The organism is Rhizobium sp. BK591, assembly GCF_014195045.1.
Classification (GTDB): Bacteria; Pseudomonadota; Alphaproteobacteria; order Rhizobiales; family Rhizobiaceae; genus Rhizobium; species Rhizobium anhuiense.
This window is the reverse complement of the sequence record NZ_JACIAZ010000012.1, coordinates 1-13673: the sequence shown is the minus strand read 5'-3', so window position 1 is coordinate 13673 and position 13673 is coordinate 1. Positions and strand designations below refer to the sequence as shown.

The 13673-nt window shown below is 61.7% G+C and carries 13 protein-coding genes and 1 pseudogene; 1 reads left to right on the top strand and 13 read right to left on the bottom strand.

The features are described 5' to 3' along the window. Positions 1–7: 7 nt before the first annotated feature. Positions 8–1288: a M24 family metallopeptidase gene (locus FHX10_RS33605; protein ID WP_063473468.1), complete on the top strand. Its 1281-nt coding sequence runs from the start codon at positions 8–10 to the stop codon at positions 1286–1288. 6 nt (positions 1289–1294) lie between these two features. On the opposite strand, the gene FHX10_RS33600 is transcribed toward FHX10_RS33605, so the two are convergent. The 13 genes and pseudogenes from FHX10_RS33600 to FHX10_RS33540 form a co-directional block, all read right to left on the bottom strand. Then, on the bottom strand, positions 1295–2308 hold the full coding sequence (locus FHX10_RS33600; RefSeq protein WP_047619668.1) for a GlxA family transcriptional regulator: 1014 nt from the start codon (positions 2306–2308) through the stop codon (positions 1295–1297). 25 nt (positions 2309–2333) lie between these two features. Then, on the bottom strand, positions 2334–3332 hold the full coding sequence (locus tag FHX10_RS33595; RefSeq protein WP_047619580.1) for a 4-hydroxyproline epimerase: 999 nt from the start codon (positions 3330–3332) through the stop codon (positions 2334–2336). Between the two features lie 16 nt (positions 3333–3348). Further along, a complete protein-coding gene (locus FHX10_RS33590) occupies positions 3349–4200 on the bottom strand; it encodes an ABC transporter permease (protein WP_047619578.1) in 852 nt (283 codons plus the stop codon). Continuing rightward, a complete protein-coding gene (locus FHX10_RS33585; RefSeq protein ID WP_048338730.1) occupies positions 4197–5045 on the bottom strand; it encodes an ABC transporter permease in 849 nt (282 codons plus the stop codon). Before FHX10_RS33585 ends, FHX10_RS33590 begins: the two co-directional genes overlap by 4 nt. A gap of 5 nt (positions 5046–5050) precedes the next feature. Further along, positions 5051–6157, bottom strand: a complete 1107-nt coding sequence (locus FHX10_RS33580; RefSeq protein ID WP_063473467.1) for a glycine betaine/L-proline ABC transporter ATP-binding protein — start codon at positions 6155–6157, stop codon at positions 5051–5053. Between the two features lie 125 nt (positions 6158–6282). Further along, complete coding sequence (locus FHX10_RS33575; RefSeq protein ID WP_063473466.1) at positions 6283–7134, bottom strand: glycine betaine ABC transporter substrate-binding protein; 852 nt, start codon at positions 7132–7134, stop codon at positions 6283–6285. Between the two features lie 78 nt (positions 7135–7212). Next, positions 7213–8559, bottom strand: coding sequence for an NAD(P)/FAD-dependent oxidoreductase (locus FHX10_RS33570; protein ID WP_063473465.1), 1347 nt, complete (start codon positions 8557–8559; stop codon positions 7213–7215). Next, the gene (locus FHX10_RS33565; RefSeq protein ID WP_063473464.1) at positions 8556–10073 is read right to left on the bottom strand and encodes an aldehyde dehydrogenase; all 1518 of its coding nucleotides are present in this window, start codon (positions 10071–10073) and stop codon (positions 8556–8558) included. The genes FHX10_RS33570 and FHX10_RS33565 overlap by 4 nt, the downstream gene beginning before the upstream one ends. After that, the gene (locus tag FHX10_RS33560; RefSeq protein WP_063473463.1) at positions 10066–10977 is read right to left on the bottom strand and encodes a dihydrodipicolinate synthase family protein; all 912 of its coding nucleotides are present in this window, start codon (positions 10975–10977) and stop codon (positions 10066–10068) included. Before FHX10_RS33560 ends, FHX10_RS33565 begins: the two co-directional genes overlap by 8 nt. After that, positions 10974–11690, bottom strand: a complete 717-nt coding sequence (locus FHX10_RS33555; RefSeq protein ID WP_047619566.1) for a GntR family transcriptional regulator — start codon at positions 11688–11690, stop codon at positions 10974–10976. Before FHX10_RS33555 ends, FHX10_RS33560 begins: the two co-directional genes overlap by 4 nt. 385 nt (positions 11691–12075) lie before the next feature. After that, a complete protein-coding gene (gene gfa, locus FHX10_RS33550; RefSeq protein ID WP_047619564.1) occupies positions 12076–12648 on the bottom strand; it encodes an S-(hydroxymethyl)glutathione synthase in 573 nt (190 codons plus the stop codon). A 54-nt stretch (positions 12649–12702) separates the two neighbouring features. After that, positions 12703–13539: an S-formylglutathione hydrolase gene (gene fghA / locus FHX10_RS33545; RefSeq protein ID WP_048338724.1), complete on the bottom strand. Its 837-nt coding sequence runs from the start codon at positions 13537–13539 to the stop codon at positions 12703–12705. A 3-nt stretch (positions 13540–13542) separates the two neighbouring features. Further along, positions 13543–13673 (bottom strand): annotated as a pseudogene (locus FHX10_RS33540) (S-(hydroxymethyl)glutathione dehydrogenase); the annotation flags it as partial.

The window sequence follows — 13673 nt, the reverse complement described above, 5'->3', positions numbered from 1 at the left end:
GACTTCGATGCTGCGAGACGAAAGCGATTCCGCTGAGCCGACCGGCTCGACGGTCTTCAAGGATGAGCGGAAGCAGGCATATCTCAATCCTGAGGGAGCGGATCGGCCTCTTATCAGTCCTGTGCCGGCCACGACGCTCGATCGGGCTCGCCACTATCGTCTGGAGCGCCTGCGCACGACGATGCGCGAATGGGACTGCGGCGCCCTGCTGCTCTATGACCCCGTCAACATCCGATATGCCTTCGATTCATCGAATATGAGCATTTGGACGATGCACAACGCCGCGCGCTACGCTCTGATCCTCGCCGATGGACCGGCGATACTGTTCGAATTCGAAGGCGCCGAGCACGTCAATGACGGGCTTGCCGGCATCGACGAGATCCGGCCGGCGAAGTCATGGATATTCTTCACGGCGGGCAACCTGATGGAATCCCGCCTGAAAGCCTGGGCGGACGAGGTCGCGGACCTCGTGAGCAGCCATGGCAGCAACAGGCGCGTTGCGGTGGACAGGCTCGAACCCGCCGGCGCCTTCGAACTGCGCGAACGCGGCTTCACGCTTGTCGACGGCCAGGAACTGGCGGAGCGGGCGCGATCGATCAAGAGCGCCGACGAAATCGAGCTGATGCGATGGACGATCCGTGTCTGCGAAGCCGGCATGGCGCGGATGTACGAGATGTCAGAGCCCGGCCGCACCGAAAGAGAAATCTGGGCCGAGCTTCACTTCGAAAACGCCCGCAGCGGCGGCGAGTGGCTGGAGACCAAGCTCTTGACCGCTGGCCCGAGAACGAACCCCTGGTATCAGGAGTGTTCGGACTACGTCATCAAGCGCGGCGAAATGATATCCTTCGACACCGATATGATCGGACCCTACGGCTATTGCGCCGACCTCTCGCGGTCGTGGACCGCAGGGCATGTCGCCATGACCACCAAGCAGAAGGAACTTTACGCGGCGGCCAGGGATCAGATCGAGCACAATCTCGCAATCCTGAAGCCCGGCATGACGTTCGCAGAATTCAACGCGCAGTCGTGGCGGATTCCGGAGAAATACCAGCCTTATCGATACACGCTTGCGCTGCACGGAACCGGAATGGCGGACGAGTGGCCGGGGATCCTTCTGCATCCGGATTTCGACCCTGATTTCAGCGGCGCCATCGAGGAGGGCATGGTGCTCAACGTCGAAAGCCTGATCGCCGAAGCCGGATCCGAGAGCATCAAACTGGAAACCCAGGCTCTGATTACGGCCAGGGGCGCCGAGCGGCTGGACACGTTTCCGTGGGAAGAGATCTGAGTAAACTCAGTGCGCTCTCAAAGCGGCTGCGCGATGCTGCGACGGCGTCTGCCCGAATGTGCGCTTGAAGGTTCTCGTGAACTGCGAGGCGTTTTCAAAGCCGACATCGAGCGCGATCTCGATCAGCGGCGCCTTCGACTGGGCAAGGATCGATTTCGCCCGCTCCATGCGAACACGATTATAGGCCTTGGCGGGAGACATTCCGGTCTTGTCGATGAAGATCCTCTCCAGTTGCCGCCTTGACAGGCCAACCATGGCGGCAAGCTTCTGAATCGACATGCTGCCGTCGACGAACTGTTCCATCGCAATCATCGCCGCCTTGACGCGGGCGTCTTCATACTCGTCGTAGAGCGGTCGCCGCGGCTGAATATCCGCCGACGTCCGGGCCTTTTCGATCTGAAGCACTTCAAGCGCGTTTCGCTCGGCGTCGCGGCTGATGCGTTTCCTGACCAGCAATGCCGCCATGTCGGCGGAACTGCTGCCGCCTGCGCAAGAGCCGCGCTGGCGATCGAGATTGAAGAGCCGGTCGGAACGAACGCTGAGCTCGGGAAAGCGCTCGCGAAATTCCTTGTAATGCAGCCAGCTCACGCAGGTTTCGTGCCGCTTCATCAGGCCGGCCTCAGCAAGGATGAATGAACCCGTGCACACGCCGATCAACGGCACCTTCTTGGCATCCGCCTGCTTGAGAAAGGCGATGGTCTGCTGGTCGACGGGGTTCTCCACCGTCAGAAGGCCGCCGACGACCACGATGTAGTCGAACTTCGCCGGATCGACGAAATCGGAGGTCGGCGCAACCTGGACGCCGCAGCTCGCGGTGATCAGGTGCCTCGTGCTGCCGATCACCTGCCAGTCGGCAAGAAGCCTTCCGGAGCGATCCTGCTCGTCGCTCGCCAGCCGCAGCGTATCCACGAAGAGTGCGAAGGCCGACAGCGTGAACGAGCGCGCCAGAACGAACCCGACCTTGAGCCGGCCAGCCGATCTTGCGGCGTCGTCTGCTTGGCGTTGCTGATCGGGTCGCATAGTCATCTCCCTGCCGAAAACGCGCTCATCGGATCTGAAAGCCATGCGCCAGCGGATCACGATCGTCAACGAAAATGGTGTTGTGCCCGATGACGCGCGCCCAGCCTCCGATGCTGGGAAGAATGCCGCTATAGGGTCCAATGCTCGCCTCGGCTTCGACCCGGCCCTCGAAGATGGTTCCGATCAGGCTTTCATGCCGGTATCTCGACCCGATGGTAAGCCGCCCCTTCCCATAGAGCTGGGCCATGCGGGCGGAGGTGCCGGTGCCGCCCGGCGATCGATCGATGGCCTTTTCGCCATAGAAGACGGCGCAGCGTCCATCCGAGACGTCATTCACCGGGCGGTCGCACCAGATGGCGTGATGCACACCGCGAATCCTCGGGTCGTCGGGATGGACAGGATCGCAGATACCGGCAAGCGCCGACCTCAGTCTCTGGCTGCAGCCGACAATGTCGGATGCGGTCATGCCGTCGAGGCCGCTCCAGTTATCCTGTGGTTCGACGACCGCATAATAGTTGCCGCCATAGGATATATCGACGCGCAGACGGCCCATTCCCGGCACATCCACCTCGACATCAGCCTCATGGAGATAGCTCGCCACATTGTGGAGACGAACGGAATCGACATATCCGTCCTTCTCCTCATAGGTCACGTCAACCCTCCCCGCAGGCGTCTCGATGGCGACCCGGCCGGGTTCGCGCGGCTTGACCAGCCCCTCCTCGATCGCGGCGGTCACGGTGCCGATGGTGCCGGCGCCGCACATCGGCAGGCAGCCGCTCACTTCGATGAACAGCACGGCGAAATCGCAGTCCTGCCGATAGGCAGGATAGATGATCGCCCCTGACATGATGTCGTGCCCCCTCGGCTCGAACATCAGCGCCTTGCGCACCCAGTCATGGTCGCGGACGAAAATCTCCCGGCGCTCGCTGATCGGTGCATGGGCAAGCAGTGGACCGCCTCCGGCGACCAAGCGGACGGGATTGCCGCAAGTATGCGCATCGATGCAGAAGAAGCTGTTTCTCATCTCTCTATGTCCTTGCTCATTTCGCCTTCGGCAGCCTGTCGCGGTCGAGCAGGCCGCGGGACAGCCGGTCGAGCAGAAGGGCGACGGCGACGATCGCCAGGCCTGCCCTGAGACCAAGCCCCATCTCCATGCGCGTCAAGCCGCGCGTCACCTCAGCACCGAGACCGCCGGCACCGACGAGCCCGGCCAGCACGACCATGGCCAGCGACAGAAGGATGCACTGGTTGAGCCCGACCAGGAGCGTCTGCTTGGCCAAGGGGATCTCGATCTTCCAAAGCACCGAGCGAGGCGGCGCGCCGATAGCGCTGCCGAGTTCGATGAATTCCTTCGGCACCTGGTTGAATGCCAGCGTGGTCAGTCGGAGCATCGGCGGAATGCCATAGACGATGGTGGCGATGATTGCCGGCACGCGTCCAAGGCTGAAGATCATCACCGCAGGAATGAGATAGACCCACGGCGGCACGGTCTGCATCACATCGAGAACCGGGCGAACCATCGCCTCCAATGTCTTGTAGCGCGAGCACAGGACGCCGATCGGGAAGGCGATGAGCACGGAGATCAGGACCGCGACGGTGACCAGAGACAGGGTCTGCATCGATGCCGTCCACAGCCCCATGAGGAGACAGAAGCCCAGGCAAAGACCGGCCAGGATCGCGGCGCGCAGACCGACGGCGACGAATGCCAGAACGACGACGATCGCGATGAGCCCATAGGGCGGCACGAAGAGCAGTGCCGCTTCGAATCCGGAAAGCACCGCTTCGACCAGATAGCTGATCGCCGCAAACAGCGGATGAAAGTTGGTGTTGAGCCAATCGACGGATGGCGCCAGGAAAGCGCCGGGCGAAAACTGCAGGATGGACGGATTCATGACTTCCTCCCCGTTCCCAGACGAGCAGCACTCTGGGTTATGCGATCAAGCACCATGGTCAGAACCACGATGGCGATCGCTCCATTGATCGAAGTCGCGATGTCGAGCGTTCTGATCGCGCCGTAGATCGTCTCGCCAAGCCCGCCGGAACCGACGATGCCTGCGATGACGACCATGCCGAAGGCCATCATCAGGCTCTGGTTGATGCCCGCCATGATGCTCGGCAGCGCGAAGGGAAGGCGGATCTTGAAGAACATCTTCGCCGGCGTCATCCCAAGCGCCTCTCCGAGTTCGATGAACTCCTTGGGCGTCATCCGGATACCGAGAGACGTCAGGCGGATTGCCGGCGGCACGGCGACGATCACGGTCGCGATCAATGCCGTCGCCGGTCCATAGCCGAGCAGAGCGATCGCCGGCAGCAGGTAGATGTATGGCGGAAGCGTCTGGATCAGGTCCAGGCCGGGCTCCATGAAACGATCGAGGGCGGGAAAGAAGCCGGCCATAATGCCGATCGGGATGCCGATCACCAGGGCGAGCGTGGTTGCGGTCAAGACCAGCGCCAGCGTACTCATCGTCTCCGGCCAGAGTCCCATGGAAAAACAAAGCGCCAGCGCGACGCCGCTCAGCAGGGCGAACCAGACATTGACCAGCCGCCAGCCGACGAGCGCCACGATCAGCGCGATCAGATAGAATGGCGGAAGTTCCAGGAGCCAGAGGATCCCGGCATAGAGCCCTTCGAGAACCTGCCTGATGGAATCGAAAAGGAACTCGCCATTGTCGCTCACCCATTCGAGCGCGGAATCGGTCCATTCGTCAAAAAGATCGATGAAGCCTGAACTATCCATGTCAATCAGCTCCAGTTGGTGGACGCCGCCGGCAGATCGTGGGCGGATGGTCCCTTGACGCCCATCAGCAGGCTGCGCGGCGTGACCACGCCGACAATCTGACCATTGTCCACGACGGCGATGGCGTCGCGCTCCGACTGCATCGTCAATGTGATGAGTTCGTCGATGTCGGCGTCCGGCGTCGTGCGCGCCAGCGACGCGATGTCGGAATTCGGCGCGCTTTGCTGGAATTCGGCGACACTGCGCATGACGGAATGCGCCTTGATCAGATGGAGACGGGATATGCCGGCGACGAATTCGGCGACATAGGCATCCGCCGGGTTGAGGATGATTTCCTCGGCCGTGCCGGTCTGGATGATGACGCCGTCCTTCATGATCGCAATGCGGTCGCCGATCCGGATCGCCTCGTCGAGATCATGGGTGATGAAGACCGCGGACTTGCCCAAGGCTTTCGTCAGCTGCCGGAATTCGTCCTGAAGCTGGCGCCGGATGAGCGGATCGAGCGCGCTGAACGGCTCGTCCATCAGAATGATCTCGGGGTCGGAAGCGAGAGCGCGGGCGAGACCGACGCGTTGCTGCATGCCGCCCGAGAGCTCGCCCGGATACCGGTTCACCCAGTCGGCGAGGCCGACCTTCTCGAGCGCGGCAACGGCGGTCTTGTTTCGCTCCGGCTTGGTTATTCCCTGCACTTCGAGGCCGAAGGCCGCATTTTCCAAGACTGTGCGGTGCGGCAACAGAGCGACGCTCTGAAACACCATGCCGATGTTCCTGGCGCGCATCTGCCGGAGATCGACCGGAGACAGGGCGGCGAGGTCGCGCCCCTTGACGAGGACCTTGCCGGCGCTCGGCGTGATCAATTTGTTGAGCAGGCGGATGAGCGTGGATTTTCCGCTTCCCGACAAGCCCATGATGCAGAAGATTTCGCCGCGCCGCACCTGGAGGCTCGCCTCGGACACGCCGACGACGCAGTTGTATTCCTTCAAGACCTCTTTTTTGCCGAGGCCGCGCTCCTTGATCGACTTCATTGCCGCAGCGGACTTGTCACCGAAGACTTTCCAGAGGGACTGGCAGTCGATCAGGACATCATTGATATCGGCAGTTACGGTTTTCATAGCGATCCCCTTGAGCCAATCGGCGCTGGCTTCTCTCGTTGAATCTCCCAGCGTCCTTTGCGCGTCCAAAAGAACGCGCGGCGCTGTAGGATGGCCGCCCGACGGATCGGACGGCCACGACGCGGTTAGTTCTTCTTGATGTTTTCCCAGCGCTTGATCAGGTCGGCATGGGCGCCGATCCAATCCTGCACGGCCTGGTCCATGGTCTTGCCTTCATTGACCGCGCCGTTGATGGCGGTGATGTCGGCGAGCGGCACATAGACGCTGGCCATCACTTCCCGCGCATGCGGGTTCTCTGCGGAGAAGCCCTTATGGCCGATCCAGTAGTAGCTCTGCGGCGGCGGGAAGATGCCCTTCGGATCCTTGAGGTACTTGACCTCGTACTTCTGGACCATCCAGGACGGCTCCCAGATCGTCACCGCGATCCACTCCTTGCGATCATAGGCGGACTTCAGCGCCGCCGTCATCGCGGCGGTGCTGCCCTCGACGAGCTGGAGCTTGAGGCCGTAGTCCTTGACCACATTCGAGGTATCGCGCATCAGGCCGGCGCCCGGTTCGATACCGATGATCTTGCCGCCGAACTTGTCGGCGTTTTCATTGAGCTGTTCCAGCGAGTCGATCGGGACATATTTGGGAACCGCAACACCCTGATAGAGGCCGTGCGAAACCGGCGAGATCTTTTCGAGGCGGTTCTTGTTCTTGTCCCAGTAGTCCTGCGCGACATAGTCCGTCTGCGAGGTGAGAACCTGGATGTCACCCTTGGCAAGAGCGGCATAGGCGATGCCCCATTCGGAGAACTCGGTCACCTTGACGGTGTAGCCCGCGTCTTCGAGAACCTTCTTGGTGATACCGGTGATGGGCGTCAGATCTTCCCACGACATCGTGCCCATGGTGATCGTCTTTTCTTCCGCGCGAGCAGGAAGGATGCTGACCCCGATCATTGCAGCGGCGCAGAGCGCCTTCCACAAATTTTTCATTGTTCTTACTCCTGTTTTACGTTCCCATTCTCATTGAAGTCTGCGAGCGGGCAGCTTCAGATTGCGCGGGCCGAGGGATCATCCCTCGCGGCCAGCACGCAATTCCTGCAGGCGGATGACCGAGTTGACGCCGAGCCACGCGATGGGCTCGGGCGGCAATCTCACCGGTTCCGGCTGGTTCTTGTATTTGTCGAGTTCGGGGCTTGCGGCGCCTGTCGCCAGATCGGCCGCCATCATTCCCGCAAGCGTGCTCTTGACGGTGCCGAGACCATTCTCGCAGCAGGCGGAAAAAAGCCCTTCCTCGACCTCGCCGAATGCCGGCACATGGTTTCGGCTCAGGCAGAGCGCACCCGCCCAGCTAAACTCCATCGGCAGGCTTTGCATTCCGGGGAAGCGAGCGTCGAACGAGCGGCGCTGCTCGGCCGCCACGCCGGCGACCCGCTTCTCCGACACCTGGAGGCTCGGGTCGTAAGTGAACCGCGTCCTGATGACGATCCTCGAACGGCCATCTGTGGTGATCTTGCGCACCGTCGCGCCCATCGGATCGGCCGGCAGCAGCGCCCAACGGTCCGCGCCGGTGATATCGCCGCCGAATTCGTTCTGGGAAAAGGCCGATGTCATCGACGCGTAGGTGAATATGTGCATCAGCCGCCCGCGGAAATGGCCGAAGCTTTGAATATGGCCGTTCACGCCCAGAATGACCTTCGGCGCGGAGACCGATCCGCGAGCCGTCTTCGCCTTCCAGGACTTTCCCTCGCGGGAAAGCTCCAGCACCGGCGAGTGCTCGTGAATGGCGATCTTTGCGCTAAGTCCGCGCGCCAGGCCGCGGATATAGTCGGCGGGCTGGATCATCACCGCGCCCGGCGTATAGAGCCCACCGCGATAATAGCGCGAGCCCGTCATCTCCCGCATCTGATCGGCATCGAGAACGCGATGCTGCTCACCGATCTTTTCGAGCGACTTCCTGTAGTTGTCGTTGAGCCCGAGCCCCCGGTCGGAGGCCGCGGCATTCACCTTGCCCGCCGGATCGAAGGTTTCCTTGGACAGGCCGTATTCGGCCGCGACATCGGCTGCGAAGGAAATCGCCAGACGGTTCTGTCGAATCTCGTCCTTGGTCGCCTCTTCGTCGGCCACCGAATACTCGCCGGAAGAGAGATTGTGCGGCACGTCGATCATGAAGCCGGAATTTCTCCCGGCCGGACCCTTGGCGACTTCACGCGCCTCCAGGACGACGATCTTGTCCTGAGGGCGCAACTGCGAGAGGCGGCGGGCCGCCGACAGGCCGGCAAATCCGGCGCCGACAATCAGCCAGTCCGCGGTAATGTCGTGTTCAAGCGCCATTGCGGGAAAGGCGCGTTCGCTGATCGCCTCCCATCCCGAAACGCCGGTATCGATCGGCAGGCGCTTGATCACATGGCGGGTCATCGGATCGTCTCGTCGACCGACCGTTCGGATACGTCGATCCAGATGGTCTTGAGTTCGCAGTAATTGTCGTGAGCGAAGACCGACTTGTCGCGGCCGCCGAAGCCGGACTCCTTGTAGCCGCCGAACGGCGTGCTGGCGTCGCCTTCTCCGAAGCAGTTGACGGTGACGACGCCGGCGCGGATCTCCCGCGAGAGCCTGATGGCGTTCCGCAGGCTACCGGTATAGACGGACGCCGTCAGGCCGTAGTTCGTGTCGTTGGCAAGGGCGATCGCCTCGGCCAGCGAATTGAAGGTCGTCACCGAAAGCACCGGGCCGAAAATTTCTTCCTGGAAGAGGCGGCTGGCCGGCGTCACGCCCTCGACCACCGTCGGTTCGATGAAGATGCCGTTATAGGTTTCACCGCCATGGGCGATCGAGAGCTTCTCCGTCTTGGCGTCGTCGAGGAAAGACTTCACCTTTTCGAAATGCGCCTTGCTGACGAGCGCGCCGATGCGGTTTGCCGGGTCGAGCGGATCGCCGGTCTTCCATTCGCGCATGTAGGCGCCGATGCGTTTCAGCAGTTCGTCCTTGATCTTGGCATGAACGATCAGACGCGAGGTGGCCGAGCAGTTCTCGCCCATGTTCCAGAAGGCGCCGTTAACGACCTGCTCGGCAACGAGGTCCAGGTCTTCGGCATCGTCGAGAACCACCGCGGGGTTCTTGCCGCCGCATTCGAGCACCACCTTCTTGAGGTTCGAGTCGGCGGCGTAGCGCAGGAAGCGGCGGCCGGTGGGCGTCGATCCGGTGAAAGCGACCATATCGACATCCATATGCAGGCCGATCGGTTCGCCGACCTCCTTGCCGCCGCCGGTCACGACGTTGAAGACGCCAGCCGGGATACCTGCTTCATGAGCAAGCTCGGCGACGCGCAGCGTGGTGAGCGTCGTTTCCTGTGCCGGCTTGACGATCACCGAGCAGCCGGCGGCAAGCGCCGGGCCGATCTTCCAGGCCAGCATCAGCAGCGGGAAATTCCACGGCAGCACGCATCCGACAACACCGATAGGCTCGCGCACGATCATCGTCAGCGCGTTGGCGCCGACCGGAGCGGTGTTGTCATAGAGCTTGTCGATCAGCTCGGCGTGCCAGCGCAGCGTATGAATGGTATCGGCAACATCGACCGTCTGGCATTCGCCGACCGGCTTGCCGCTGTCGAGGCTCTCCATGACGGCGAGTTCGTGACGATGGTCCTCCAAAAGTTTGGCGAGCTTGAGGAGCACTGCTTTGCGTTCGGCCGGCGAACGCAGCCGCCAGCGGCCGTCGTCGAAAGCTTGCTTCGCCTTGGCGACGGCGGCGTCGACGTCGGTGGCGTCGCAGGCTGCGATTTCGGCGAGAGCCTCACCCGTCGCAGGGTTCGTGGAGGTGAACGTCTTGCCGGAGTTCGCCGGACGGAATGCCCCGTCGACGAAGGCATTCGTCGGAAGTTGAAGACCGGCGGCGATCGCCTTGTATTCGGCTGCGGTCAAGGGTTCATGCATGGTTTGCTCCCGACGTGATCTGGCTGACCGTGCGCTTCAACGTGGCGACGACGGTCTGAAGTGTTCGTTTTTCCTCGGAGTTGAGCGGGCGCAGCGGCGCGCGGACCGAGCCGACGTTCAGCCCGATCAATTCGCATCCGTGCTTGATCGACTGGACGAATTTGCCGCATTCGAGGAAATCCATCAGCGGCAGCATCGCGGTCATGATCGCCCGGCCTTTGTCGAAGTTCTTTTCGACGACGCAGGCCTCATAGAGGGCCACATGTTCGCGCGGCAGGAAATTGGAGCCGGCGCAGACCCAGCTCTTCGCGCCCCAGGCGAAGAATTCGAGCGCCTGATCGTCCCAGCCGCAGGACAGTGCAATATGCGGAAACTTACGGGCGAGCAGGTGAAGGTTGCCCATGTCGCCGGAGCTTTCCTTGATGGCGATCACGTTCTTCGACTTGCCGACGCGGGAGAAATATTCTTCGCCCATCACGACACCCATGCGGGCGGGATAGTTGTAGAGCATGATCGGCAGGTTGGCCGCGCGGTCGACGGTCAGAGCGTGGACCGCATTCTCGCGTTCGGTCGGCAGCGCGTAGGGCGGTGACGACACCAGGATTGCATCCGCGCCGATGTCCTTCGCCGCCTTTGCGTATTCGACCGAATCTTCGGTGCGCGTGGCGCCGGTCCCGATAATAAGGGGCAGCCGCGTGCCGATGACGTCCCTCGCATAGGCTGCGAGGTCGAAGCGCTCCTGGCTGCTCTGGGCGTAATACTCGCCCGTCGAGCCGCCGACGATGATGCCGTGGACGCCGGCCTCGATCAGCGACTCGAGCACGGCGGCAAATCCGGCTTTGTCGATCTGGCCATTTTGATCGAGCGGCGTCACCGCCGGCGTATAGATCCCCTCAAACTTCACGATGACTTCTCCAATATTTGCGTGGCGGGACCGCCGAGGAAGGCGTCCGCCTTGAGGCCTTGCGGGGCGATGAACATCTCCATGTTCTCGCGGGACAATTCCCAGTGTTCGAAGACGAGGTCGACGACGGCATTCTCATCGTGGGCGCCGAGCGCATCGATGAAGCTGTCATGATGGTCGACGGCCACTTGAAGCCGCCGCTTCATGTCCTCGTTCCTCGGTCGGAAGAAGGTGTGGCCGATGCGCGCGTGGTCGATCAGCAGCCGGCCGAGGCTCGGCTGCAGATAGACGTTGCCCGACATCTCGCCGAAAATTTCGTGAAAACGATTGTTCTCGAGGACCATCGCCAAAGGGTCCATGTTCTCGCTGGCGGCGCGGAACCGCTCCTGGGTCTGCTTCAGGTCTGAAAGCTGGGCGGGTTTGAAATTCTGCACGGCGAGACGGCCGATCGCCGCGTAGATCATCGGTGCGACGAGAAAGAAATTCCGCAGGGTGGAATGGTTCATCGGGATGACCCGCGCACCCCTGTTCTCGCGGATGTCGATATAACCCTCGCCGGCAAGGCGCCGAAATATGTCGCGAACCGGCGTCCGCGAGAGCCCGTATCTTTCACTCAAACTGGCTTCGTCCAGATCGGCGTCCGGGTCCAGTTCCATCGTCAGGATCTGCCGTTTCAGGTCTTCGTAGAGATTGCTCTTGGGTGTCTTCGCCATCGTCGCTCTCCGGCCAGTCGTTGCTCTACGCCGTGAAAATGGCACGCTTGTCGGAAGGAGTCAATAATTGTGTACTTTGCGTACACAATTAGTATTTATAGAATACACAATGATGCCGAGCGCTATGGTCGCGATGCCTGTCAGGCACCGCTTAACGTGCTGACAATGATCGACATTCCGCGGCGGCGACCGTCGCGGCGTTCTTGCCAGCGGATCATGTGGCAGGTCGGTGAGAATGTCTCTGGAGTTGACGTCGATACGACGTCGGTCATCAGGCCTCGAAGCCTGGACGCCGGCGACCCGGCGAGCGGCCATTGCGGAATATCTCGTTTCCGGTGGCGGCGGTTTTGTCGGGGAGCGCCGGCCCGGCGCTCCCCGGGGTCGATTAAGAAGCCAGAACGCCGCTCTTCTTGGCGGTCCACGTGGCCATGTAGTCCATAAGGCCAGGGTTTAGGCAATCGTAAGGCTCGAGGCCGGACGCCCTCAACTGCGCCCTGACGGCGTCCATCTTCGCGGGGTCGAAGCCGCTCTCGATGATCGACGACACGAAGGCCGCAAAGCCCGGCTTCGCCCAGCCGCTTTCCTGGAAGCGTTCCGGATGGACGAAGGACAATCCCTGGAACGGATGTTCGCGCACAACCGGCCCATACATATGCACGCCGCATTCCTTGCAGGCGTGGCGCTGGATCAAGGCGGCGGAATCGACGACGGCGAGCTTATCGCCGTTCTCCAGCACTTCGACGCTTTCGGTCGGAGCGACCGCCACGACCGAGAAGACGGCGCCCTCGGGCTTCCAGCACTTGGTGCAGCCACAGGCGTGATTATGGGCGATATCGCCCTTGATCTTCACCTTGACCGGATTGCTTGCGCATTTGCAGACGAGCGTCCCGCCTGCGAAAGCAGCGTCAGTCGCCCGAAAGCCTGAATCCACTGCCGGATGTATGGCTATGCTGGTCATGGGTTTCTCCTCCCCTTCTGGGCCGTTTGCGATATGCCCGGCCAAGCTCTGCAATCAGTCTCCCAATCTCCGCGCGTGCCAGCGCAGATGGTCTTCCATGAATGTCGAAATGAAGAAGTAGGAGTGGCCGTACCCGTCCTGCATGCGAAGCCGCAGGCTGATGCCGGCCGTCTCGCAGGCCTGCCGGAGCTCTTCGGGGCGCAATCCGTCCTGCAGGAAGCTATCCGCCGTGCCTTGGTCGACGAGGAATTCCGGGAACCGGTGCCCGTCTTCGATCAGCGAGCAGGCATCATAGGCCCGCCAGTTCCTTTCATCCGATCCGAGGTATTTCTGGAATGCCGGCTTTGACCAGCCGGAGACCGAGGGATGGCTGATCGGCGCGAAGGCCGAGCAGCTGCCGAAGCGTTCGGGGTGCTTGAGCGCGATCGTGATCGCGCCATGTCCCCCCATCGAGTGGCCGAAGATTCCCTGCCGCGTCATGTCGACCGGAAACTCGGCCGCGATAAGCTTCGGCAATTCATCGACGATGTAGCTGTACATCCGATAATTCTGTGCGAACGGCGGCTCGGTGGCGTCGACGTAGAAGCCGGCACCCTTGCCGAACTGCCAATTATCCGGCTCGTCCGGGACGGTATCGCCCCGCGGACTGGTGTCGGGGCAGACGATGATAATACCGAGTTCTGCGGCAAGACGCCGATACTCTCCCTTTTCCATGACGTTCGCATGGGTGCAGGTCAGACCGGATAGGTACCATAGAACCGGCAACTTCCGTACTTTGGCCTGCGGCGGTAGGAATACCGCAAAGGTCATGTCGCAGTCGCAGACATCCGAGCGATTGATGTAAACGCCCTGGGTGCCGCCATGAGAATTTTCGGTTGAGATGGTTTTCATGGCTCAGTACACGACCACGCCGCGGATGGACTTGCCCGTATGCATCAGCTCGAAGCCCTTGTTGATGTCTTCGAGCGGCATGGTGTGGGTGATCATCGGATCGATCTGGATCTTGCCCTGCATGTACCAGTCGA